General features: G+C 71.9%; 21 protein-coding genes and 2 pseudogenes. 10 read left to right on the top strand and 13 right to left on the bottom strand.

Annotated elements, in window-relative coordinates; translation table 11 throughout:
- Positions 1-2 precede the first annotated feature (2 nt).
- The 4 genes from ACFY1E_RS10490 to ACFY1E_RS10475 are packed head-to-tail and all read right to left on the bottom strand — an operon-like array spanning position 3 to position 2,496.
- Positions 3-914, bottom strand: a complete 912-nt coding sequence (locus tag ACFY1E_RS10490) for a phosphotriesterase (protein ID WP_389073759.1) — start codon at positions 912-914, stop codon at positions 3-5.
- The gene (locus ACFY1E_RS10485; protein WP_389073757.1) at positions 908-1,492 is read right to left on the bottom strand and encodes a DUF4865 family protein; all 585 of its coding nucleotides are present in this window, start codon (positions 1,490-1,492) and stop codon (positions 908-910) included. Before ACFY1E_RS10485 ends, ACFY1E_RS10490 begins: the two co-directional genes overlap by 7 nt.
- Positions 1,493-1,503: 11 nt before the next feature.
- Positions 1,504-1,914 (bottom strand): cupin domain-containing protein, encoded by a 411-nt coding sequence (locus ACFY1E_RS10480; protein WP_389073755.1) that lies wholly within the window; start codon positions 1,912-1,914, stop codon positions 1,504-1,506.
- Between the two features lie 12 nt (positions 1,915-1,926).
- Entirely contained in the window at positions 1,927-2,496 is a 570-nt protein-coding gene (locus tag ACFY1E_RS10475; protein WP_389073753.1) for a TetR/AcrR family transcriptional regulator, read from the bottom strand.
- A gap of 189 nt (positions 2,497-2,685) precedes the next feature.
- Between ACFY1E_RS10475 and ACFY1E_RS10470 the strand changes: the two genes are divergently transcribed.
- From ACFY1E_RS10470 to ACFY1E_RS10460, 3 genes are read left to right on the top strand one after another with little or no spacing between them, the layout of a single operon-like run.
- Entirely contained in the window at positions 2,686-2,973 is a 288-nt protein-coding gene (locus tag ACFY1E_RS10470) for an SHOCT domain-containing protein (RefSeq protein WP_365833641.1), read from the top strand.
- Positions 2,970-3,719 (top strand): ABC transporter ATP-binding protein, encoded by a 750-nt coding sequence (locus ACFY1E_RS10465; RefSeq protein WP_389073750.1) that lies wholly within the window; start codon positions 2,970-2,972, stop codon positions 3,717-3,719. The genes ACFY1E_RS10470 and ACFY1E_RS10465 overlap by 4 nt, the downstream gene beginning before the upstream one ends.
- Positions 3,716-6,277 carry an ABC transporter permease gene (locus ACFY1E_RS10460; RefSeq protein ID WP_389073747.1) on the top strand — a complete coding sequence of 854 codons (2,562 nt, stop codon included), beginning with the start codon at positions 3,716-3,718 and terminating at the stop codon, positions 6,275-6,277. Before ACFY1E_RS10465 ends, ACFY1E_RS10460 begins: the two co-directional genes overlap by 4 nt.
- Before the next feature lie 248 nt (positions 6,278-6,525).
- Here ACFY1E_RS10460 and ACFY1E_RS10455 read toward each other — a convergent pair whose 3' ends face one another.
- Together ACFY1E_RS10455 and ACFY1E_RS10450 are read right to left on the bottom strand one after the other, a co-directional pair.
- Positions 6,526-7,056 carry an ATP-binding protein gene (locus ACFY1E_RS10455; protein WP_389073745.1) on the bottom strand — a complete coding sequence of 177 codons (531 nt, stop codon included), beginning with the start codon at positions 7,054-7,056 and terminating at the stop codon, positions 6,526-6,528.
- A 230-nt stretch (positions 7,057-7,286) separates the two neighbouring features.
- Positions 7,287-7,610, bottom strand: coding sequence for a hypothetical protein (locus tag ACFY1E_RS10450; protein ID WP_266963703.1), 324 nt, complete (start codon positions 7,608-7,610; stop codon positions 7,287-7,289).
- A gap of 326 nt (positions 7,611-7,936) precedes the next feature.
- Here ACFY1E_RS10450 and ACFY1E_RS10445 point away from each other — a divergent pair, with 326 nt between their 5' ends.
- Entirely contained in the window at positions 7,937-9,061 is a 1,125-nt protein-coding gene (locus tag ACFY1E_RS10445) for a PLP-dependent cysteine synthase family protein (RefSeq protein ID WP_389073742.1), read from the top strand.
- Between the two features lie 149 nt (positions 9,062-9,210).
- Here the strand turns inward: ACFY1E_RS10445 and ACFY1E_RS10440 are convergent, their stop codons facing one another.
- Together ACFY1E_RS10440 and ACFY1E_RS10435 are read right to left on the bottom strand one after the other, a co-directional pair.
- The gene (locus tag ACFY1E_RS10440; protein ID WP_389073740.1) at positions 9,211-9,687 is read right to left on the bottom strand and encodes an SRPBCC family protein; all 477 of its coding nucleotides are present in this window, start codon (positions 9,685-9,687) and stop codon (positions 9,211-9,213) included.
- Positions 9,688-9,779: 92 nt separating this feature from the next.
- On the bottom strand, positions 9,780-10,598 hold the full coding sequence (locus ACFY1E_RS10435) for a DeoR/GlpR family DNA-binding transcription regulator (protein ID WP_344398670.1): 819 nt from the start codon (positions 10,596-10,598) through the stop codon (positions 9,780-9,782).
- A 286-nt stretch (positions 10,599-10,884) separates the two neighbouring features.
- Here ACFY1E_RS10435 and ACFY1E_RS10430 point away from each other — a divergent pair, with 286 nt between their 5' ends.
- On the top strand, positions 10,885-13,239 hold the full coding sequence (locus ACFY1E_RS10430) for a hypothetical protein (RefSeq protein ID WP_389073737.1): 2,355 nt from the start codon (positions 10,885-10,887) through the stop codon (positions 13,237-13,239).
- Here ACFY1E_RS10430 and ACFY1E_RS10425 read toward each other — a convergent pair.
- The 4 genes from ACFY1E_RS10425 to ACFY1E_RS10410 form a co-directional block, all read right to left on the bottom strand.
- Complete coding sequence (locus tag ACFY1E_RS10425) at positions 13,209-15,653, bottom strand: right-handed parallel beta-helix repeat-containing protein (RefSeq protein WP_389073736.1); 2,445 nt, start codon at positions 15,651-15,653, stop codon at positions 13,209-13,211. The two genes, ACFY1E_RS10430 and ACFY1E_RS10425, sit on opposite strands and share 31 nt — an antisense overlap.
- 108 nt (positions 15,654-15,761) lie before the next feature.
- Positions 15,762-16,367, bottom strand: a complete 606-nt coding sequence (locus ACFY1E_RS10420) for a hypothetical protein (RefSeq protein ID WP_389073734.1) — start codon at positions 16,365-16,367, stop codon at positions 15,762-15,764.
- Positions 16,368-16,589: 222 nt separating this feature from the next.
- Positions 16,590-17,417 carry an MOSC domain-containing protein gene (locus ACFY1E_RS10415; RefSeq protein ID WP_389073731.1) on the bottom strand — a complete coding sequence of 276 codons (828 nt, stop codon included), beginning with the start codon at positions 17,415-17,417 and terminating at the stop codon, positions 16,590-16,592.
- Between the two features lie 43 nt (positions 17,418-17,460).
- Entirely contained in the window at positions 17,461-17,901 is a 441-nt protein-coding gene (locus ACFY1E_RS10410; RefSeq protein WP_389073730.1) for a DUF6643 family protein, read from the bottom strand.
- 301 nt (positions 17,902-18,202) lie between these two features.
- Here ACFY1E_RS10410 and ACFY1E_RS10405 point away from each other — a divergent pair, with 301 nt between their 5' ends.
- Positions 18,203-19,528, top strand: a complete 1,326-nt coding sequence (locus ACFY1E_RS10405; RefSeq protein WP_389074882.1) for a TerD family protein — start codon at positions 18,203-18,205, stop codon at positions 19,526-19,528.
- A gap of 329 nt (positions 19,529-19,857) precedes the next feature.
- Positions 19,858-20,247, top strand: a complete 390-nt coding sequence (locus tag ACFY1E_RS10400) for a hypothetical protein (RefSeq protein WP_389073727.1) — start codon at positions 19,858-19,860, stop codon at positions 20,245-20,247.
- A gap of 45 nt (positions 20,248-20,292) precedes the next feature.
- Here ACFY1E_RS10400 and ACFY1E_RS10395 read toward each other — a convergent pair whose 3' ends face one another.
- Positions 20,293-21,492 (bottom strand): glycosyltransferase, encoded by a 1,200-nt coding sequence (locus ACFY1E_RS10395; RefSeq protein WP_389073725.1) that lies wholly within the window; start codon positions 21,490-21,492, stop codon positions 20,293-20,295.
- 39 nt (positions 21,493-21,531) lie between these two features.
- Between ACFY1E_RS10395 and ACFY1E_RS10390 the strand changes: the two genes are divergently transcribed.
- The 3 genes and pseudogenes from ACFY1E_RS10390 to ACFY1E_RS10380 all read left to right on the top strand — a co-directional run.
- Complete coding sequence (locus tag ACFY1E_RS10390) at positions 21,532-22,317, top strand: glutamate racemase (RefSeq protein WP_389073722.1); 786 nt, start codon at positions 21,532-21,534, stop codon at positions 22,315-22,317.
- 47 nt (positions 22,318-22,364) lie between these two features.
- Positions 22,365-22,549, top strand: a pseudogene (locus ACFY1E_RS10385) (glutamate racemase); the annotation flags it as partial.
- Between the two features lie 47 nt (positions 22,550-22,596).
- Positions 22,597-22,724 (top strand): annotated as a pseudogene (locus ACFY1E_RS10380) (glutamate racemase); the annotation flags it as partial.

Raw genomic sequence — 22,724 nt, 5'->3', positions numbered from 1 at the left:
GCTCAGCGCCACTCGACGGCGAACGCCCGGCCGGGGTTCTCCGTCAGGACGCGGTTCATCAGTTCCCCGCCCAGCTCCCGCGCGAGCCGCGGGCGGACTCTGCGCAGCAGGTACGGCATCCCAGGTCCGCCGTCGACCGACCGCGCCCCTGCGGCCACCGTGTCCCCACCGAGCAACAGCCGGTGCCCGAAACCCGCCTCCGCAAGGGCCCGTACCGCGTCCGGCATGCGCCAGTCCGTGGCGTGATGGGCACGGGACGGGCCGTCGAAGGCCAGCCAGCAGCCCGCCTCCGCAGCCTGGCGCTGGACCACGAGGTCGGGGGAGCGGTTGAGGTGGCCGAGGATCACACGCTCCGGTGGGACACCCAACTCGCCGCACAGCAGGTCCAGTACGTCGAGTGCGCCCGTGCCCATTTCCAGGTGCACGGCGATCGGCGCCCCCGTGGCGTGGTGGGCCTCGGCCGCCGCGGTCATGGTCCAGCGGGCGTGGGCGTCGAGCGCATGGAAGCCGCCGGCCACCTTGACGAGCCCGGCGCGGACGCCCGACGTGCCGATGCCTTCGGTGAGTTCGGAGACGAAGACGTCGGCCAGCTTGCCGCGCAGCTCGTCGAGCAACTCAGGCGTGTAGTGGGCGGCCTGGTGCAGTCCGGTCGCGCAGACCACGTGCACACCGGCCGCTCGGGAGAGGAGGGGCAGGTCGGCGGCCCGACGGCCCATGCCCAGCGGGGTCCACTGGACGACGCTCGATCCGCCCGCCGCACGGAACGCCTCCAACTCGGCCCGCGCGGCTGAGGCGTCGCTCAACTCCTGGCCGGGCAGTTGCGGGCTGCGGAGGAACAGATGGTCGTGCGCATTGCACACCCCGAGGTCCTCGGGCCGCACATCCCCCAGCACTGTACGGACGCCGCTCACCACTGCCGCCCGCGCGGCAACTTCGCACGCCCCGGCGCCGACAGTTGCAGCACCTCGAACACATCGCCGTCGGCCTTCGGCGTGTCGTGCTCCCACAGCGAGAAGTGGACCAGCTCCCAACGGCTCGAGTCCACGGCCGCCGCCGCGAGCACCGTGCCGTCCTCGCCGGCCATCCGCGCGGTCTCCTGCGCCGCGTCCGCCATGATGTCGGCCAACACCACGCCCTCGGGCACCGGTTGACGGCGCCGCACCGCAAACCGCGCCGGTGAGCCTGGCGCGCCGCCCTCCTCGTAGGCCAATCCGGTCCACTGCCGCACCGACGGCCGCCCGAAGTCGTTGCTGAGCCCCTGGAAGGCGCCGCCCCACAGGAAGGTGTTCATACCCTCCATGGTGTTCCACAGGTAGAACGGCGCGTACTGGTTGACCGGTGAGCCGTTCACGCCGCGCTCCCGCAGGAGATACGTCTTGAAGCCCAGGCCCTCCCAGTCGTCCAGCAGATGCCCGATACGGGCGACACGGCCGCGGATGATGCCCGTGTCGTAGTCGGCGGGCAGCGTCAACTCGTACTGCATGGCGTGCATCGGATGCCTCCTCAGGCAGAAGAGCCGCTCGCGGGGTAGTCCTCGGGCCCGACGTGCGCGTCCCACTCCGTGGTGGTGCCGTCCTCGGCGGCCTCGACGACCGCGAGATGCGTCATGAAGGTGCGCGGCCCGGCGCCGTGCCAGTGCCATTCCTCCGGCTCGATCCACACGGTGTCACCCGCGCGGATCGACTCCGGCGCGCCGCCCTTGCGTTGCACGAACCCCTCGCCCTCCAGGACGTGCAGCACCTGACCGTGCGGATGGCGGTGCCAGGCGGTGTGGGCGCCGGGCGCGAAGTGGACGTTGAACATGCGCAGTCGCGACGGGGCCGCGGGCGTGGCTATCTCGTCGAGCCACACCGAGCCGGTGAAGTTCTCCGCCGGGCCCTGCCTGGTGTCGGGGCGTTTCCTGGTGATGCGCACGGACCTGAACTCCTAACGCGGGGCGAGAAGGGAGAGCAGCCCTCGGACGCCGGCGTCGAAGGCGGCGGGTGAGCCGGAGGCGCGGGCGAGGACATAGCCGCCCTGGACGGTCGCGAGGACGGTCGAGGCGATCTCCTCGCCGTCCAGCGAGGGCGCGAACTGGCCCTGCTCCTTGCCCTCTTCGACGATCCCGGCGATCAGCTCGCGGATCGCGTCGAGCGTCTCGTCGACCGGTGCGCGCAGTTCGTCGCTGGCGATGACGTCCGGATCCATCGTCAGCCGCCCGACGGGGCAGCCGCGCAGCACGTCACGCTCGCGCCGCAGATACGCCTCGATGCGCTCGTACGGCGTTCCCGGCCCGCCCAGTACTCCTTCGGCGGTAGCCCGCAACTCCTCGGCCGTCCGCCGGATCGCCGCCAGCGCGAGATCCGGCTTGCCCTTGAAGTGGTGGTACATGCTGCCCTGTCCGGCGCCCGAGCGCTCCAGGATCGCCTTGGGGCTGGTGCCCACGTAACCGCGCTCCCACAGCAGCTCACGGGTGGACTCGATCAGCCGGTCCGAGGTGCTCTCCGAGGTGCTCATGCACTGACTGTACATACTAGTAGTTACAGAAGTCGAGCCCTTTGGGGAAGCAGCGGCCAGGACCCCGCCTACTCCCCGGGAGGTACGCGCACTGCCGCTGGCCGTACGACGACCCGGGCCCCTCCCCGGCGGGAGCCTCGAGCCATCACCACAAGACGCACCACAGACCCACCCAGGAGATGACCCGAGATGCAGACCTTCGCAGACTGGCACGGCGGCCCCGGCCCGTGGATCCTCTTCTTCCCGCTGATCTGGGCGGCCGTCGTGATCGGCGTCGTGACCGTCCTGCGCCGCACCGTGTGGCGCGGCCGCGGCGGCCCGTGGCGGGCCATGGGGGACACCCGCCCCTCCGGCGACTCACCCCTGGCCGTGCTCGGCCGCCGCTTCGCGTCAGGTGAGATCGACGAGGACGAGTACTGGCGCCGACTGTCCGTACTCGACGAGCAGTTCGGCCGGACCAAGGGCGGTGCGGCATGACCACCACGACCGCCCTCCGTACGGCCGCCCGGGTCGTCGACGCCGTGAAGGTGTACGGCCGCGGCGACACCGAGGTGAGGGCCCTGGACGGGGTGAGCGTCGACTTCCCGGCCGGCCGCTTCACCGCGATCATGGGGCCCTCGGGCTCCGGAAAGTCCACCCTGATGCACTGCGCGGCCGGCCTCGACACCCTCAGCGCGGGCACCGCGTACATCGGTGACACCGATCTGGGCGGCCTCGACGACCGCCGCCTGACCCTGCTGCGCCGCGACCGCGTCGGCTTCGTCTTCCAGGCGTTCAACCTGGTGCCGACGCTGAGCGTCGCGGAGAACATCACGCTGCCGCTGGACCTCGCCGGCGGCAAAGGCGACCCCGAGTGGATCGAGGCGCTCATCGATGGCGTCGGCCTGCGCGACCGCCTCCGCCACCGGCCCGCCGAACTCTCCGGCGGCCAGCAGCAACGCGTCGCCGTGGCACGGGCGTTCGCCGGGCAGCCCGACGTCGTCTTCGCCGACGAGCCCACGGGCAACCTCGACTCCCGCTCCGGCGAGGAGGTCCTCGGACTGCTCGGCCGCGCGGTGCGCCAGACCTCCCGCACGGTCGTCATGGTCACCCACGACCCGGTGGCCGCCGCCCATGCCGACGAGGTCGTCTTCCTCGCCGACGGACGCCTGGTCGACCGTATGGAATCCCCGACCGCCGACAGGGTCCTGGACCGCATGAAAGCCTTCGAGGTGGCCTCATGAACGCCTCCGTACGCCTGAGCGTGTCCTCCCTGCGCGCCCACAAGCGGCGCTTCGCCGGGACCTTTCTCGCCGTGTTCCTCGGCGTCGCCTTCCTGGCCGGCACCCTCGTCATGGGCGACACGCTGCGCGCCGGCTTCGACTCGATGTTCGGCAACGCGACCAAAGGCACGGGCGCCGTCGTACGCAGCGCGGACGCCATCACCACACCGGGCGAGCGCCAGGGCGTGCGCCAGCCGGTCGACACGACCCTGGTGAACACCCTCGAGCGGGTGCCCGGTGTCGCGGCCGCCGCACCCGACATCGAGGGCGCCGGCCAGCTCGTCGGCAAGAACGGCAAGCCCATCGGCGGCAAGGGCCCACCCACCCTCGCCGGCAACTGGATCGCCGACGCCGAGCTCAACCCCTACCAGCTGGCCGAGGGCCGCGCCCCGCAGCATTCCGGCGAGGTCGTCGTCAACCGCGGCGCCGCGAAAAAGGGCAACCTGAAGATCGGCGACACCACCACCCTCCGAACCCCCGACCCGGTCAAGGTGACCATCGTCGGCCTCGCGACCTTCGGCGGCGAGGACGGCATGGCACAGGTGACCTTCACCGGCATGACCCGCGCCGACGCCGAGAAATACCTCACCGCCCGCCCTGGCGAGGCGGCGAGCATCAAGGTGCGGGCGGGCCCCGGCGTCAGCGAGAAGGAACTCGTCGACCGCCTGACCCCCGTACTCCCCAAGGGAGTTGAGGCCATCACCGGTCAGGCGTCGGCCCAGGAGAACACCGACATGATCTCCAGCCAGTTCCTGACCCTCTTCACCACCTTCCTCCTCGTCTTCTCCGGCATCGCCCTCCTCGTCGCGACCTTCTCCATCCACAACACCTTCGCGATCGTAGTCGCCCAACGCACCCGCGAGAACGCCTTGTTGCGCGCCCTCGGCGCCTCCCGCCGCCAGGTCACCGCCACGACCCTGATCGAGGCCACCGCCGTCGCCGTGACCGCCTCGGCGGCGGGCCTCGCGGGCGGCATCGGCATCGCCGCCGGGCTGCAGGCCCTGTTCCCGGCGATCGGATTCCCCTTCCCCGACGGCAACCTGGTCATCAGCGCCCTGTCCATGACGCTTCCGCTCGCGGTCGGCATCGTGGTCTGCCTGGGCTCGGCGCTGCTGCCCGCCGCACGCGCCGGCCGCACCGCCCCGCTGGCCGCGCTGCGCGAGACGGCCGTCGACACCTCCGGCGCCTCCCGCACCCGCGCCGTCACCGGCACGGGCCTCGCTGCACTCGCGGTCGCCACCACGCTCAGCGGAGTGCTCGTCTCACCGTCCCTCTGGATGGCGGGACTCGGCGCCGTGCTGGCCCTGGTGGCGTTCGTGGTCCTCGGCCCGGTCGCCTCGACCACGGCCGTACGCATCCTCGGCGGCCCCCTCGACAAACTCCGCGGCGTCACCGGCGGCCTCGCCCGCCGCAACGCCCTGCGCAGCCCCAGACGGACGGCCGCCACCGCGAGCGCCCTGATGATCGGCGTGGCCGTCGTCTCCCTCTTCACCGTCTTCGGTGCCTCGCTGAAGGCCACCATGGACCAGACCGTGTCCCGGTCCTTCGCCGGAGACGTCGCCGTCAGCACACCCTCCTTCGGCGCGGGCGGCAGCGGCCTGAGCCCCCGGCTCGCCGGAGCGATACAACAACTCCCCGGGGTCGACACGGCCGTGGGCCTCGGCCGCGGAGTGGCGAAAGTCGACGGCAGGGGACGGGCGTTGACCGTCACCGACCCCGTCGCCCTGGAACGCACCTTCGACCTCGGCAAGGTCGATGGTTCACTCCACGCCCTCGGCACCGACGGCATCGCCCTCACCAGGGCGGAAGCCGACAAACAACACCTCACCACCGGTGACAGGACCCAACTCACCTTCACCGACGGCAAAACGCAGGCCTTCACCGTCCGCGCCGTCTACGGCCGGTCCGAACTCGCCGGCGACTACGTCATCACCCGCGCCGCCTGGGCCCCGCACCGCACCCAGGACTCCGACACCCTCGTCGCCGTCTCCTTCAAGGACGGCGTGAGCACGGACGCGGGCAAGGCCGCCGTGCAGAAGGTCGCCGACCGGTACGGCAACCCCGAGGTCCAGACCCGCAGCGAGTACGCGCAGTCCTCGGCCGGCGGCATCGACATGATGCTGACGCTCGTCTACGCCCTGCTCGCCCTCGCGGTCCTCATCGCGCTGCTCGGCATCGCCAACACCCTGACCCTGGCGATCCACGAACGCACCCGCGAACTGGGCCTGCTCAGGGCCGTCGGCCAGACCCGCCCCCAACTGCGCGCCATGGTCCGCTGGGAGTCGGTCCTCGTGGCCGCCTTCGGCACGGTCGGCGGCCTCGGCCTGGGCGCCTTCCTCGGCTGGGTCCTGGTCAAGGCGTCGGACGGCGCCGGCGACAGTGCCTTCGCCTTCGTGGTCCCGCCCGTGCAGCTCGCGATCGTGGCCCTGGTGGGCCTGGCAGCCGGCGCCCTGGCAGGCCTGCGCCCGGCCCGACGGGCGGCACGCCTGGATGTACTGCGGGCCATCGCCACGGAGTGACCTCCGGTCGGCAACAAGGCCGTCGAGCCGCCTTGCCCAACAGCACTTCGACGGCCAAACCGGCTCAACGGCACAGGCCCTCCAACGCCCACCGCACCGCCGGACACCGGCCGGGAGGGAGCCGCAGGGGCGCGTCGGTGTCGAGACGGCGAACGCGCGGAGGCGCGAAGCGCTGAGCACGATCGCCGTCTCGACACCGACTGAGGCGCCCCGAAGGCGACCGACCATCACATACGGTCACCGCCCGGTCAGCCGGGAACGGCGGACCGGGCGGGAGCGTGCGTGGGCCTGTGGCTGTCGGCCGCGTGCTCGAGCTCCACCAGCCGGCGGGCCGGCGTGTCGGCCGTACGGCGTGGCGGGCGGGCCGGGGCGGCCACCGGAGCGGGTGTGGTGGGCAGTGCGAACCAGACGACCTTGCCCGAGTCGCCGTCCGGGCGCGCCCCCCAGCTCTCGCTCACCGCGGCGACCATGGCCAGCCCGCGCCCGGTGGTGGCGGAGGCTTCGACGTCCCGTACCTCGGGCAGGCGGGGGTCGTGGTCGTGCACGGAGACCATGAGCCGGTCCAGCACGAGCTCTATCTCCACGGTGCACTGTTTGTCCGGCTGGGCGTGCAGGTGGACGTTGGTCAACAGCTCCGTCACACCGAGCGCGGCCCGGTCGATGAGGGCGTCCAGATGCCAGTAGCGCAACTGCGCAGAGACGATTCTGCGGACCTGGCCGATCCGCGACGGCAGGGCTTGCAGCTCTACCGTGCAGTGCCTGCTTGGGTGACTGATCACGGCTGCGACTCCCCGACTTAAGAGGTCCGGAAGAACACGGAGTACGGATCCAGCAGGTGCCTGAGGGCCTGGCCACCTGCCGTCGTGCCCGGCGGGCTGGTTCGCAGCGTTATCGCCGGTAAACCCAGAGTGACGTGAGAACAGCGTGACCCAGGGGGCGCGGGACCGCAACTCGCGATCGGTTCCACCGACCACGCGGGTGCGTGCCCGCCGCCGTCCTGTGTGCCCTGTCAGCCGCCCCGCCCCGCCGCTTTGCGTACGGCCTCGATGAAGCGGCGCGCCGCGGGCGGCCCCGGCTCGCCCGGCGCGGGGTCGTGATCGCCCAGGGTGAGCAGGTACCGCTTGCCGTTGAGGTCCGCGAGGGCCCGGTCCTCCGCGGCGAACCAGGGCTTGGAGGCGCGCACCGCCTGCACCGGCGCGCTGTCGATCTCGGTGCCGTAACTGGTGAGCAGCGCGAGTCTGCCGTCGCTGATCCGGACCTGCCCGGCCCGGGTGAGCGAACGCAGCCGCTTGCCGATCCGCACGCCCGTCGCCGTGAACTCCGGCTCCGCCATGCCGCCCCCTTGTGGCCGTCCGCTGCGCTGGACCGTACTCCTGCGCGGAGCGTGATCCAGCTCGTGTCCTGATCCAGTGTGCGCCCCCGTTCGGTGCAGTCTGCCCCCACCCGACCTCTGGCACCAGTACGCACGACACGCTCGGGGCGGGCGCCCGGAGCACTTGCGCGAATGCGCCCCCACCTCCGCCCGGCCCCCGGCCCCAGGGTGTTCTTTGGGATGCTCAAAGATGCGTTTATGCAGGTGAGAAGCGTGCGGAAGGTGTTTATGATCGGTGCGTCGGCCGCGCTGCGCGCCGTCGGCGCACAGCCTAAGGAGCACCCGTCGTGAGCACCCCCCAGCAGACCCGGACCGGCAAGACCCTCGATGTCGACCACAGCGACGCCGCCTACCGCGACTGGCTGAAAGAAGCCGTCCGCAAGGTCCAGGCCGATGCCAACCGCTCGGCCGACACGCATCTGCTCCGCTTCCCGCTGCCCGAGAAGTGGGGGATCGACCTGTACCTGAAGGACGAGTCGACCCACCCGACCGGCAGTCTCAAGCACCGGCTCGCCCGCTCGCTCTTCCTCTACGGACTGTGCAACGGCTGGATCCGGCCGGGCCGCCCGGTGATCGAGGCGTCCAGCGGCTCGACGGCCGTCTCCGAGGCCTACTTCGCGAAGCTGATCGGCGTGCCCTTCATCGCCGTCATGCCGCGCACGACGAGTGCCGAGAAGGTCCGCCTGATCGAGTTCCACGGCGCGCAGTGCCACTTCGTGGACGACTCCCGCAAGATGTACGACGAGTCGGCCCGCCTCGCGGTGGAGACCGGCGGCCATTACATGGACCAGTTCACCTACGCCGAACGGGCCACGGACTGGCGCGGCAACAACAACATCGCCGAATCCATCTTCCGTCAGCTGGAGTTGGAGCGGTTCCCGGAGCCCGCGTGGATCGTGGCGACGGCCGGCACCGGCGGCACCTCGGCGACCCTCGCGCGCTACGTGCACTACACACAGCGCGACACCCGCATCTGTGTGGCCGATCCGGAGAACTCGTGTTTCTTCGAGGGCTGGACCACCGGCGATCCGGACGTCACCAGCGACTGCGGCTCGCGCATCGAGGGCATCGGCCGGCCCCGTATGGAGCCCAGCTTCGTGCCGGGCGCCATCGACCGGATGATGAAGGTCCCCGACGCCGCCAGTGTCGCCGCAGTACGGGCGCTGGAGCAGGCCATCGGCCGCAAGGCGGGCGGCTCCACGGGCACCGGACTGTGGAGCGCGCTGAAGATCGTTGCCGAGATGGTGGCCGAGGGGCGGCAGGGGAGCGTGGTGACGCTGTTGTGCGATCCGGGGGACCGGTACCTGGACAAGTACTACTCGGATGCGTGGCTCTCCGAGCAGGGGCTGGACATCGATCCGTACTCGGCGGCGATCGATGCTTTGCTGGAGACTGGCGTCTGGTCCTGCTGAGTGACTGGGCGCGCGCCGGCGTGTGGCATGGTGCCGTCGATCGGCTGCGGCTGCGTCGTGGCTGGTCGCGCCCGCGCGGCGGAGCCGCAGATCGACAAAGCCCCGCGCCCTTGAAGTGGCGCGGTTGAACCGCAGCGGACCTGGCCTGCTCAGCTCTGGCGGGTGAGCCGACGGTCCAACGAGACCACCGCGTCCCGGAACGCCCGACCGAGCCCCGCCCGTGCCGCCTTCACCACGAGCCGGAACGGTGCCGTGCCGTCCGCGGCGAAGGTCCACTGCACGCGAGTGCCCGTCCCGGCCGGTAGCAGCCGCCATTCCTCGGCGAGGGCGCGGGCGCCCGGTGCGTTGGTGACGTCGACCCGGTAGGCGTACACCTCCGCCTCCTTCGCCGCGAGGACCGTCTCCCGGAAGCGCCCGCCGCCCTTGAGCCGGATGTCGCGCCCGGCGCCGTCGTCGAGGGACCGCGCGTGCGTCACGGCAGCGAACCATTCCGCCCACCCCGCCACGTCGTCGTTGAGGGCGTGGAAGACCGCCTCGGGGGATGCGGAGACCTCCTGGGCGAAGACCAGGCGCACGGGTGCGGTGTCGACGAAGTCGAGCCCTACGGGACGCAGACGGTGAGCCATGAGCGCGAACCCCCTTGACAGAGAAGGGTGGTTGACCGGGGCGTGGTCACGATAGCTGGCGACCCGTCAGATGTCAGCAGTGCCCCGAGGGGTCAGCTCTCCGACTCGCCCACCACGACCAGCCGGCGCAGATGCTCGGAGATCTCCTCGCGCGCGTCGCCCGCCAGGCCCGCGTCCGTCACCAGCGTGTCGACCTGCTCCAGTGCCGCGAACGAACTCAGGCCCACGACACCCCACTTGGTGTGGTCGGCGACCACCACGACCCGCCGTGCCGACTGCACCAGGCGCCGGTTGGTCTCGGCCTCCGCGAGGTTCGGCGTCGACAGGCCGGCCTCTACCGATATGCCGTGCACACCGAGGAACAGCACGTCGAAGTGGAGCGCCGCGATCGCCTGGTCGGCCACCGGCCCCACCAGCGAGTCGGAGGGCGTGCGCACCCCGCCGGTCAGCACCACTGTGGCCGCACCCTGCCGGGGGCCGGAGGTGCGCTGCGCCGCGTGGAAGACGTCGGCCACCCGCACCGAGTTCGTCACGACGGTCAGGTCCGGCACGTCCAGCAGATGGTGGGCCAGCGCATACGTCGTCGTACCGCCCGACAGGGCGATGGCGGTACCCGGCGCCACCAGCTGGGCCGCCGAGCGCGCGATGTCCTCCTTGGCCGTCAGCTCGAGGCCCGACTTGGCCTCGAAGCCAGGCTCGTGCGTGCTCGCCTCCACGACCGGCACCGCGCCGCCGTGCACCTTCTCCAGTACGCCCTGGCGGGACAGCGCGTCCAGGTCGCGGCGCACCGTCATGTCCGACACGCCGAGTTTGCGGGTCAGCTCGTTGACACGGACCCCGCCCCGGCGCCGGACCTCGTCCAGGATCAGGGCGCGCCGCTGCTCCGCGAGGAGGTTCTGATTCTCGCTCACGTACGCTCCGGTCCTTTCGCCTCAAGCCGTCCGACACGCCCTGCGCACCTGCTCCGACAAGGACATTCTTCCCTGCCCCGGTGCGCGGACGTCCCATCCTTGCACGGGTGGGCCCCCAGGACGCCATCTGCCCGACGCGCGCATGTCACCAATGCCCCTTCTGTGCCCCGCAGATCACCCGGATCGGGGAGATTCCGTGTTCACGGGTGTACGCCGCCGTCCGAGCGGAGATCCTGGTGCCCGCACGGTGACAAGAAGACGGCGCGTCACGGGGGAAGTGCGAACAGTGGAACGTGCACAGGAACGTGTCCCGACCAGCGGTCCCGTCCAGGGACCCGAGAGATCCGCGATCGCCCTGGAACTCCTGGTCCACGGCGTGGGCGGCACCACGCCCCAGGAGATGCTCGGTGATCCGCGCACGGTGCGGATCACCGGCGACGACACGGCGGCCGTCTTCCGGCGCGCCGAGGACGTCGACGCGGAGAGCAGACCCGAGGACTACCGCGGCAGACCGGTGCCGGAGGCCTACGTCTGGTGCAATCTCACCTCCGGCAACAGCGCGCGGGCCCTGTGGCTGCTGCTCCTGCCGTTCATGGTGGTCAACCTCGCCCACTGGATGCGGCCCACCGCCCGCGGCCACCGGCGCACGGTCCGCCTGTACGGGTTGCTGGTGCGGCTGGCGGGCCTGACGCTGACGGTGCTGCTGGTCGCGGCGGCCTGCGAGGTCGCCCTGGACCTGGCGGCCTGGCAGTGCGCGGGCACGCGCGCGTGCGCCGAGCGGCACTCCTGGCTGGGCTTCCTGTCGCCCGAGGTGTCGCAGAACGGCTGGTGGAGCAGGCCAGGCCGACGGCTCGCCGTCGCGGCCGCGGTACCCGCAGCGCTCACCGCCCTGCTGTGGTACCTCTCCCACCGCACCTGGAGCGCGTACGAGTCCCAGCAGCCGATCGACCGCCGGCCCGAACCCGACGAGGACACCGGCCGCACCGCCCTGGGCCGGCCCGGCTTCTGGTACGGCCGCCGGCTGGTCGCCCGGCTGCGCGCCGCGCACACGGCGGCGGGCCTGCTGACGGTGGCCGCGGCGGTCGCCTCCTCCGCGGCCCGCTTCGACCGCAGGCCCGGCGGCCCGGCGGCACTCGACACCGTGGGCCGGCTCCTGGAGATCGCGCTCGTCGCCACCGCCGCAGTCGTGCTGTGGGTGGTCTGCCGCCGGGGCCGCACCGAGAACCGCGTCGACCAGGAACTCGACGAGCACCTCGTACGACGCCTGCCGCTGACCGCGCTCCTCCTCCTGCTGCTGTGCACGGTGTACGCCGGCTGGGAGCGTCCCGGCTGGCAGTCGGCCGGTCTGCTGCCCGGCGGCGGCACCACCTTCGGCGCCCTCGCCCTGGTCCAGGGCTTACTGGTGATCGCCCTCGCGGTGGTCGCACACCTGCTCCACCGCAGCCACCCCGATGCCCGCACCGTGCTGAGCGGCCAGGGCGGACCCGCCGTCGCCATGCTGGCCTGCGCCCTCGGCGGGGTGATGTCCGGTGGCGTCTCCCAGCGGGTGTCCGACTGGCTGGACGGCACCGGGACCTCCATCGACGGCCCGCCTGTCCTGCTGACCTGGCAGGCGTCCGTGATCCCCGTACTCCTCCTCGTCCTGCTCGTCTTCTGCGCCGGGCTCGGCCGGCGGGCCTGGCTGCTGCGCCGCACCGAACTGGGCACCGTCGAACTCGACTACCCCGGCGAACCGAAGGACGCGGCGCGCACCCGCCGCATCGCCACCACCCGCGCGCTGGCCGCACTCACCGACCGAGGCCCCCTCGTCGTCGCCGTCACCTCCGCCACGACCCTGCTGCTGGGCGCCGGAGCCCTCCTGGGTGCGAAGATCACCGAAAAGGCGCCCGGCGAGGCCGCACAGCACGCTTTGGCCTTCGTGCACGGCGCCGCACAGACCGCCCAGGCGCTGGGCTCCTGGCTGATCGGCCTGGGCTTCATACTCTTCGTCACCTGGGGCAGGCGCGCCTACAAGGACGCCTCCGCCCGGCGCACCATCGGTATCCTGTGGGACGTCGGCACCTTCTGGCCGCGCGCCGCCCACCCCTTCGCCCCGCCCTGCTACGCGGAGCGCGCGGTGCCCGACCTGACCTGGCGGATGGCGACCTGGACGCGTGCCACGGGCGGCCGCCTCGTGCTCTCCGGACACTCCCAGGGCAGTGTGCTCGCGGCCGCCGCGGCCTGGCAGCTGAAGCCGTCGGTCCGCAGACGGGTCGCCCTGCTGACCTACGGCTCCCCGCTCGAGCGCCTCTACGGCCGCTGGTTCCCGGCCCACTTCGGGCCCGCCGCGCTCAGCTCCCTGCACCACGACGTCGACTGCTGGCGCAATCTGTACCGGCTCACCGACCCCATCGGCGGCCCGGTCCGGCTGTCCGGCGACTGCGGCCCCGAAGTGGACCGCGCACCGCTGAAGGACCCCCTCGCCTACGGCCGCACCGCACGGCACCCGCTGCCCGCCCCGATCCTGGGCCACGGCGACTACCAGGCCGACCCGGCCTTCGCCGAGGAACGGGAACGGCTGCTGGCCCGCCTGCGCTCGGAGCTGCCCGGTCCACGCCCCGAACCGCTACCTCAGGGTGACTCGGGCAGGTCCTCGGCGTAGAGCAGGGTCAGATCGTCCGTGCTCGGCTCGTCGACCTGGGCGACCCGGCCCGCATGCCGCTCCACCATCGCCTCGAAGGTCTGGCGTGCGGTCCGGCCGTTGCCGAACGCCGGGCCCTTCGGGAGTGCCGTGAAGTACTTCAGCAGCGCCTCCGCGGTGCCCGGCGCCAGCCGGTACTCGTGCTCCTCGGCCTGCTGCTCGACGATCCGCAGCAGTTCGTCGGGCTCGTAGTCGCTGAAGGTGATGGTCCGTGAGAAACGGGACGCCACACCGGGGTTGACCGAAAGGAACCGCTCCATCTCGGCCGTGTAGCCCGCGACGATCACCACGACCGCGTCCCGGTGGTCCTCCATCAGCTTGACCAGCGTGTCGATGGCCTCCTTGCCGAAGTCCCGGCCCGAGTCCTCCGGCGACAGCGCGTACGCCTCGTCGATGAACAGCACACCGCCGCGCGCCCTGTCGAAGGCCTCCTGGGTGCGGATCGCCGTCGAGCCGATGTGCTCGCCGACCAGGTCGACCCGCGACACCTCGACGAGATGCCCCTTCTCCAGCACACCGAGGGAGGCGAGGATCTCGCCGTAGAGCCGGGCCACGGTCGTCTTGCCGGTGCCGGGGGAGCCGGTGAAGACCAGATGCCGCTTGACGGAGGCCGCCTTGAGGCCCGCCTGCTGTCGGCGTCGGCCCACCTCGATCATGTCGGTCAGCGCCCGCACCTCACGCTTGACGCTCTCCAGGCCCACCAGCGCGTCCAGTTCACCCAGCACGGCCTTCGACGTCCGTGCCGGCTGCTCGGGCTGCGAGGGCTGCGCAGCACCGAGCAGAGGCTCCTGCTCGGTGCTGCGCTGCCCAGGGATCGCGCCCAGCAGGCCCGGTGACTGGGCGGTCTGCTGTACGGCGGTCTCCCGGGCCGCGGGCGGCCTGAGGCCCGCGCTCTCGTCGCTGGTGCAGTCCTCGACGACCGGGCCCGAACCGGGGGCCGTTTCGCTGCCCTCCGCGAACTCGTACCCACCGCGCGCGCACCGCTCCGTGCGGCACTTGCGCAGCGTCGTACGGCTGCCGTCGATCACATGGAAGCCGTAGCCGCCGCTGCCGGTCACCCGGCAGCCCACGAAGCTGCCGCGGCCGCCCGCCGACACATAGAAGCCCGCTTCGGCGGGGGAGTCGACGGTGCAGCGTTCGATGGTGGGGTCCGCGCCCTTGGTGACGATCACGCCGGTCTGGGTGGCGTCGATGGTGCAGTTGCTCAGGGTGCCGCCGCTGCCGTGGTCGCGGAACCAGGCGCCCGTCGCGGCGTCCCGGATGCGGCAGTCGTCGAGTTGCGCGGTCGCGCCGTCGCTCACCGACACGGCCGTGTTGCGGACCTGGGTCAGGTCGCTGTCGACGACGTCCGCGCGCGAGCCGCGGTCCAGGACGAACAGGGCGTCCGGCACGTCGTGCACCCGGCAGGACTCCAGCACCGCGGTGGCGCCGTCGCTGACCCACACCGCCGGGTAGTCGCCCGTGCTGTCGAAGATCTCGCACTGGTTGGCGTCCACGCGCGTGCCCGGGTCCCACACCGACAGGCCGTTGCGCCCGAACTGACGAACCGTCGTGCGGGTCAGCGTGAGCACGGAGCGCGAGCGCAGATCGACCGCGTTCTCCGGGATGTCGTGGATGCGGCAGTCGGCCAGGGTGAGCACCGCGTCCGTGTCCAGCGTGACACCGTCCGCGGTGGTGCGGTGCACATCGCAGTCCGTGAGGTGCGCGGTGGCCCGGCCCGTGACCTGGACGCCGCTGCCCCGCACCTCGTACACCTCGCAACCGACCGCTTCCAGTGCGGAGTTCTCCCCGGTCGCCGACAGTCCTGCCCCCGAGGCGTGATGGATCCGGCACCTCTCCAGGCGCGGGTGTGCACCGCCGCGGACGGCGACGCCCGACTGACCGGCGGCGACGACCTCGCACTCCTCGAACACCCCGCCTCCGCCGTCGAGTACGGCGATGCCGATGCCGGCCGGGTTGTCCACGGTGCACCGTCGAACGGTGGGACGCGCGCCTGCGCGCACCTCTATTCCGGCCGCGGAGCGGGTGATGACCCGAACGTCCAGCAACTCCGGCGTGCCCTCTTCGACCAGCAGGGCGGGCACCGAAGCATCCTGCCCCTCCACATGCAGGTCCTGGACCACCGCCGAGGCACGCACGGTCAGCGGCACCCCGTCCACCGGTGCGATCCGCACCGAACCGGGAGAGCCCTCAGGCCCGCGCAGGGTCACCGACCGCTGGACGACGAGGTTTTCGCGGTAGGTGCCGGGCGCGACGGTGAGGACGTCACCGTCGGCTGCGGCCTCCAGGGCGGCGGCGAGCGATGCGTACTCACCCGTGCGGCGTCGCCACCGCGATGTGCCGGTGTGCGTCACCTGGACCGTGCCCTGTGCCATGGCGTTGCTGTGCCCCCACCTCGTGGTACGCGGGTTGATGCCGATTGCGTTCGGCCGGTCCACCGTAGCGTGCGCGCGGGCGGTGGGTTGACCAGAGCGGTAAGCCCGTCAGCTGCCCGTGCCGGTCCTGCCCCAGTCGGGGCCCGCCCGGTCCCAGGCCTGGTCCCAACGGGCGTACCGGCGGCGGACCATGCGCCAGACGATCAGCCGCCGGGCGCCCTCGACGGCACCCGCGGTGAGCATGGCGGCGCCGACTCCGGCGAGCACCGCATGCGTCGTCGCCGTCGTGGAGTCCAGGGGACGGGCCACCATCTCGCCCTGCTCGTCCGTCCATATCCTGAAGTGGTCGCCGTGGTGCGGGGACTTGAGCTCCGCCAGGGCCGCGCCGTGGTGGCGGGAGCCGTCCGGTGCTGTCCAGTCGGCGACGACGCGGCTGCGCAGGTCCCGCGCCGAGGCCGTCTCGGGGTCGGTGTCCAGGGGAGAGCGGTCCAGTTTGCGCACCACGGTGGCCGTCACCAGGTGGCGGGCCGTGCGCTGGTCGCGGACGGACTGCTGCAGGGCGTCCTGGGCGATGCCGCCGACGAGGGAACCGACCACGGGCGCGACGCCGAGGATCAGCAGCAGCGCGACCAGCGCCACCCACGCCTCGATCAGATCGCTCGTGCGCCGCAGCGGATTGTGCCGCCAGCGCCAGAGTCCGCCGATTGCTCGCACTGTCCCGCACCCCCTTCCCGCTCCGTGATAACCCCCGATGGAGCCGTTCACCCGCGGGCCCGGTCAAAGAGAGATCGAAATCACCTGTCCCCGGGGCCTCTCATGAACTTCTCACGAAAACTCAACGCCCAGACCCCGCACCGGGTTCCCGCGCACCGGTCCTTGGCCGGATCTTTCTCCGCGGGCCGCGCAGCCGTCCGAGGGTCGGAGCCGGCGAGCCGGCTATGCGAGGACCGTCACGGGATCGCCGACCCGGATCGTGCCGGGGGAGAGGGGAACCAGGTTCTGGCCGAAGGCCAGCTTGCCGTCGATGCGGCGGTGGCGTCCCAGTGTGGCCAGGGGCTCCTTGCCGCGCACGGCGCTGTCCTGGTCGGTGGTGGTCACCACACAGCGCCCGCAGATCTTGGCGACGCGGAAGGTGACCTCGCCGATCGCGATGCGGGACCAGTCGTCCTCGGCCCAGGCGGCGGTGCCGGCCACGACCACGTTCGGCCGGAAGCGGTTCATCGGCAGCGGCCCCTCGGCCGGGCGGGCACCTTGTGCGATCAGGGAGTTGAGAGCCTCGAGGGAGGCGACGGTGGTGAGCAGCAGCGGGTAGCCGTCGGCGAAGCTGACGGTCTCGCCCGGCTGTGCGTATTCCGGGTCGAGCGGCCGGCGCGTGGCCGGGTCGTCCATGTGCACGAGGCGCGCACCGATGCCGAGATACTCGCTGCACCAGGCGTGCGCGGCCGCCTCCGCGGCGGGGACCCCCTCGACCTTTTCGCCGAAGATCTCCACCGGAACCGTGCCGACCGCACGGGGTACCGGCACGGTCAGCGGGTCCATGCCCGGCGCGGACAGACGAACGCCGCCGCCGGGCAGGAGCTCGGCGGCGGCCAGCGCGAGGCGCGGCTGCTGACGTTGTGTGACGACCTTTCCCCCGTCGTCGATCAGCACCCACCGCCGGTCTCCGGCCAGCCCCCAGGGCTCCACGACGGCTTCCCGGGGCGCAAGGCCCCGGAACGCCTTCACCGGATGGACGTGAATCGACTGCAGCAGCGAGTTCCCCATCAGGCCATCCTGCCAGGCGGCAGTGACAACCGGGGAGGAGCGGTCAGTAGCCCCGGTACTGCTGCTGGTTGTTGTACGGGTCCTGATACGGAACCGGGGCGGGCCGGGCGGCCGCGGGGCGCATCGCCTCGTAGCCGGTGCCGGTCGCCATCGGCCGTTGTGGCTGCGGCGGCTGCGGGCCGGGGCCGGGATAGCCGCGCGGCGCCGTGGCCTGCTGGGGGATGTAGGCCGCGGGCGCCTGTTGCAGCGGAGCCGGCTGCTGCGCCTGCGGATAGCCGTAGGAGGGCTGGGAGGGGCCCGCCGGAAGGGCGGGCAGGGCCGACGGCAGGGCCGGCAGGTAGCTGCCCGGCGCGTCGTACGCGGCGGGGACCCGGATCGGAGCGATCTGCGGGGTGCCCCGCTCGGCGACGAGCCGGTCGTAGATCGGAGTGTCCGGGAAGGCGGAGTAGTAACCGCCGCCGAAGGTGGAGCGGGGGGAGGTCATGGCTCATAAGTTAAGCCCTCGATGTGCTAGTTGGGGAGACCGATAAGAGGGTTGTTTTGAGTGTTCGCGGTGACGCGGGATCCCCAATGCGAGCGAACTCGGCAAAAAAGGGCGTCGAACGAGGTACCGGTCCTGTAAAGGCCAAGCTCCGAGCGGGTTACCGGCGGGTCGGTCCCTGCTCTTCCTGCGCTCCTCGTGGGAGTTCGCTGTCCCGGGGGAATAGGTTGTGCGGGTAGAGAACCGGAAGAGCCGCCGGGGCCACGGACTGGCGCAGTGACACGTGATGGGGGCGGACATGTCAATGCCGAAAGGATCGAATACCCCGGTGCCGACGACGGCGCTGCGGGTGGAATTGGGCTGGCGTTCCGGCCCCGGTGTCCCGGACGCGGACGCCTCGGCCCTTCTGCTGGTGGGCGGCAAGGTCCGCTCCGACGGCGACTTCGTCTTCTACAACCAGCCCGCGCACGTCTCCGGGGCGGTCCGGCACGAGGGCAAGCGCGACGGCGGCGGCCGCATCGTCGACACCGTCCTGGTCGACCTCGCGCGCGTGGAGCCCGCCGTCGAGACGATCGTCCTCGCGGCCTCCGCGGACGGCGGTACGTTCGGACAGGTTCCCGATCTCTACATCGAGGTCCGCGATGCCGCCCAGGGCGGTGTGGTCGCCCGCTTCGACAGCACGGGCGCAAGTGTGGAAACCGCTTTCGTGCTCGGTGAGTTCTACCGCCGCCAGGGCGCCTGGAAGTTCCGCGCCGTCGGCCAGGGCTACAGCAGCGGACTCGAGGGCCTGGCGACGGACTTCGGGATCACGGTGGACGAACCGCAGCACACCGCCCCCGCGCCCCAGGTCGCGGCGCCGACGACCCTGCCGCCCGTCGCGCCGCCGGTGACCATGCCGCCGCCCGTCGCGCCGCCGGTCTATGCGCCACAGCCGGTCGCACCCCCGGCCGCCGTGCAGCCACCCCCGCCACCCGCACCCCCCGCGCAGCCGGTCCGTCTGAGCAAGGTGACGCTCACCAAGGCGGCCCCGGCGGTCTCGTTGGCCAAACAGGGCGGCACCTCGGGTGCGATGCGTGTGAACCTCAACTGGCAGGTGCGCAAGCAGTTCTCGGGATGGGGCAGCAAGCGCGGCCGCGCGGTCGCCATGCATGCGGACCTCGACCTCGACCTGTGCGCCCTGTACGAACTCACCGACGGCAGCAAGGGCGTCGTCCAGGCCCTGGGCAACGCCTTCGGGTCCCTGCAGCGGCCGCCGTACATCCATCTCGACGGCGACGACCGCACCGGTGCCCTCGCGAGCGGCGAGAACCTCACGATCAACCTGGACCACAAACAGTCCTTCAGGCGGATTCTGGTCTTCGTCACCATCTACGAGGGCGCGCGTTCCTTCGCCGACCTGCACGCCACGGTCACCCTCCAGCCGCAGCACGGCGCCGCGATCGACTTCTCGCTCGACGAGTGCACGGTCCCCTCGACGGTGTGCGCCCTCGCCCTGATCACCAACACGGGCAGCGACCTGGTCGTCCAGCGCGAGGCCCGCTACCTGGTGCCCGAGCGCGGGGTGAGCCCGCAGCGGACCGTCGACCACGCCTACGGGTGGGGCATGAACTGGACTCCCGGCAGGAAGTGAGCGCCCCGGATGATCCATTCCGACGGGCAGTGAGCGCAGGACTGTTTGTCTGGTCGCATCGCTGTGCCAGATCGCGGCGGTCAGCGCGAGGATGTGGTGCTTGCCGCGGGCTGACGGCCCCTCCGGATGTGTGCCGTTCCTCTACGGGCCGGTCGCGGCAGCGGGACTCCACGCTCGGCCGGTTGGGGTTCGAAACCGGGGTGGAGTCCACGACCCGTACGAGACCGGCGGCCTCGCGTAGCCGCTTGTTGTAGCCGGGCTGACGATCTCGGACACCCTCGTTCTCGTCTCCGTAGACACCCCGTGGACCGCACCACCAGGAGGAACCAGTGTCATACCCGCAGCGGCTCACCCCCGAGGAGACGCTCGCCGACGCGAAGAAGCAGCTGAGCCTCCCGGGCATCGTCGTGATCTGCGGCTCCACCCGTTTCATGACCGAGATGGCAGAGGCCGATGTGCGGGAGACCAAAGCCGGAAAGATCGTCGTCAAGCCGGGTTGCGACATGAAGTCGCCGCACCAACTGTGGTCCGATCCTGTCGAGGCCAAGGCGCTGAAGGTCCGACTCGACGAACTGCACCGAGCGAAGATCCGGCTCGCTGATGAGGTGCTCGTAGTCGGCGACTACATCGGCGACAGCACCCGAGCCGAGATCGCCTACGCCCGGTCGCTGGGCAAGCCCGTGCGGTTCACGCACCCTGAAGTCGACCCCGACGCCTGACCGCCCACCCCCAACCCTGCGCAGGCACCCCTTGGAAGTGGTCATCTAGAGAGGGTGCTCGTCCGCGACGGCATCCGGGCGCGCGTAGGTGCGGCCCTTCCAGGCCGCGCCGCGTCCCCTGTAGTGCTGCACCGCGGAGTCGACCGTCATGAGGAGATAGAGGAACGCGGTGAAAGGCAGCAGCGGAGCCAGCCACAGCGGCTGGCGGTAGTAGCGGAGCATCGGGAGGTACGTCCCCGTCATCACCAGCCACGCGGCTCCGCCGACGAGTGCGGCTGTCCCACCCCCGGAGGCCAGACCTGCGACCAGGGCCGCGGGCGGCACCAGATACACCAGGACCAGCCCGGCGACCGTCCCGGCCAGCAGCAGCGGGTTGTGCCGCAACTGCGCGTATGCGCTGCGTGACACCATCCGCCACAGGTCGTGCAGGCGCGGATAGGGCCGCACGCTGTCCACCCGCTCGGCCAGCCCCAGCCAGATGCGTCCGCCGCTGCCCTTGACCGCACGCGCGAGCGCCACGTCGTCGATGACGGCATGCCGGATCGCGTCCGGGATCCGCGCCCGCTCGGCGGCCTCGGTGCGCAGCAGGACGCAGCCGCCCGCCGCGGCCGCCGTCCGCGTCCCCTTCCTGCCGATCCGGCGGAACGGGTACAGCTGCGCGAAGAAATAGACGAAGGCCGGCACCACGAGCCGTTCCCACAGGCTCTCCACCCGCAGCCGGGCCATCTGCGACACGACGTCGAAGCCGCCGCTCCGCGCGGCGGCGACCAACTCGCGCAGGCTGTCCGGCGCGTGTGCGATGTCCGCGTCCGTCAGCAGCAGATATTCGGGCCCACGCGCGCGTGCCAGGTCGATGCCGTGCCGCACGGCCCACAGTTTGCCCGTCCAGCCCGCGGGCGGTTCACCGGGCGAGACGACGGTCAGCGGCAGTCCACCGCAGGTGTCCGAGAGTTCGCGGGCCAGCTCCCCGGTGCCGTCCGAGCTGCCGTCGTCGACCAGGAAGATCTCCGCCCGGCCCGGATACTCCTGGGCGAGCAGCGACGGCAGGCTCGCGGGCAGCACGGCGGCCTCGTCACGCGCGGGGACGACGACGCACACCGACGGCCACTCGTCGGGATCCCGGAGCGGCGGCAGCCTGACGTCCGTGCGCCAGAAGAAGCCCTGACAGAGCAGCAGCCACAGCCAGGCGGCGAGTGATACGGCGGCGATCCACACGATGGCGCTCACCCGCGCAGTCTGCCCCACCCGACCTGCCCGTAAGGGCCCATCGTCTATCGTGGCCGGGTGAAGATCGCGCTCATGGACTCCGGAATCGGTCTGTTGGCGGCCACCGCTGCGGTACGGCGTCTGCGGCCCGACGCAGATCTCGTACTGTCCCTGGACCCCGACGGCATGCCCTGGGGACCCCGGACCCCCGAGGACCTGACCGCGCGCGCCCTGGCCGTGGCCGAGGCGGCCGCCGCGCACCGGCCCGACGCGCTGATCGTCGGCTGCAACACGGCGTCCGTGCACGCCCTGTCCGCCCTGCGCGCCCGCCTCGAACCCGAGCTGCCGGTCATCGGCACCGTCCCGGCGATCAAGCCGGCCGCGGCGGGCGGCGGCCCCCTGGCGATCTGGGCGACACCCGCCACCACCGGCAGCCCGTACCAGCGCAACCTCATCGCGGAGTTCGCCGACGGTGTGACGGTCACCGAGGTGCCCTGCCACGGGCTCGCCGAGGCCGTGGAACACGCCGACGAGGCAGCCATCGACGCCGCCGTCGCCGCGGCCGCCGCCCTGACCCCCGGCGATGTAACGACCGTCGTCCTGGGCTGCACCCATTACGAACTCGTCGCCGAGCGCATCCGCGCCGCCGTGCAGCAGCCCGGCTCCCCGCCGCTCGTCCTGCACGGCTCCGCGGGCGCCGTAGCCGCCCAGGCACTGCGCCGCCTCGGCGAGCAGCCGGCCCCCGGGGCGCCGGCCACCGGAACACTGACGGTGCTGCTGAGCGGCCGCGAGGGCACGCTCCTTGCGCCCGCCCTGGCGTACGAGGAGGGCAGGCTCCTGCAGGCGGTCACTCCCGCACGGTGACCGAAAGCCGCGTAACAGACGCCCGTGGTCTGCGATCGGCACCGTCACTGCACGGCTCCGCGGGCGCCGTAGCCGCCCAGGCGCTGCGCCGCCTCGGCGAGCAGCCGGCCCCCAGGCACCGGCCACCGGAACTTTGACGGTGCTGCTGAGCGGACGCGAAGGCGCGCTGCTCGCGCCTGCCCCGGCGTACGAGGAGGGCAGGCTCCTGCAGGCGGTCAGCCCCGCGCGGTGACCGAAAGCCGCGTAACAGACGCCCGTGGTCTGCGATCGGCACCGTCACTGCACGGCTCCGCGGGCGCCGTAGCCGCCCGGGCGCTGCGCCGCCTCGGCGAGCAGCCGGCCCCCAGGCACCGGCCACCGGAACTTTGACGGTGCTGCTGAGCGGACGCGAAGGCGCGCTGCTCGCG

This window comes from Streptomyces sp. NPDC001604, assembly GCF_042893475.1.
GTDB lineage: Bacteria > Actinomycetota > Actinomycetes > Streptomycetales > Streptomycetaceae > Streptomyces.
Note: the sequence above shows the minus strand (reverse complement) of the source record. Positions and strands in the feature narration are given on the sequence as shown.

What these genes read in the sequence shown, in the direction of transcription:
- ACFY1E_RS10485 (WP_389073757.1), bottom strand. Translation starts at nt 1,492, where the DNA reads ATGCACGCCATGCAGTACGAGTTGACGCTGCCCGCCGACTACGACACG.
- ACFY1E_RS10475 (WP_389073753.1), bottom strand. Translation starts at nt 2,496, where the DNA reads ATGAGCACCTCGGAGAGCACCTCGGACCGGCTGATCGAGTCCACCCGT.
- ACFY1E_RS10470 (WP_365833641.1), top strand. Translation starts at nt 2,686, where the DNA reads ATGCAGACCTTCGCAGACTGGCACGGCGGCCCCGGCCCGTGGATCCTC.
- ACFY1E_RS10465 (WP_389073750.1), top strand. Translation starts at nt 2,970, where the DNA reads ATGACCACCACGACCGCCCTCCGTACGGCCGCCCGGGTCGTCGACGCC.
- ACFY1E_RS10460 (WP_389073747.1), top strand. Translation starts at nt 3,716, where the DNA reads ATGAACGCCTCCGTACGCCTGAGCGTGTCCTCCCTGCGCGCCCACAAG.
- ACFY1E_RS10450 (WP_266963703.1), bottom strand. Translation starts at nt 7,610, where the DNA reads ATGGCGGAGCCGGAGTTCACGGCGACGGGCGTGCGGATCGGCAAGCGG.
- ACFY1E_RS10440 (WP_389073740.1), bottom strand. Translation starts at nt 9,687, where the DNA reads ATGGCTCACCGTCTGCGTCCCGTAGGGCTCGACTTCGTCGACACCGCA.
- ACFY1E_RS10425 (WP_389073736.1), bottom strand. Translation starts at nt 15,653, where the DNA reads ATGGCACAGGGCACGGTCCAGGTGACGCACACCGGCACATCGCGGTGG.
- ACFY1E_RS10415 (WP_389073731.1), bottom strand. Translation starts at nt 17,417, where the DNA reads ATGGGGAACTCGCTGCTGCAGTCGATTCACGTCCATCCGGTGAAGGCG.
- ACFY1E_RS10410 (WP_389073730.1), bottom strand. Translation starts at nt 17,901, where the DNA reads ATGACCTCCCCCCGCTCCACCTTCGGCGGCGGTTACTACTCCGCCTTC.
- ACFY1E_RS10405 (WP_389074882.1), top strand. Translation starts at nt 18,203, where the DNA reads ATGCCGAAAGGATCGAATACCCCGGTGCCGACGACGGCGCTGCGGGTG.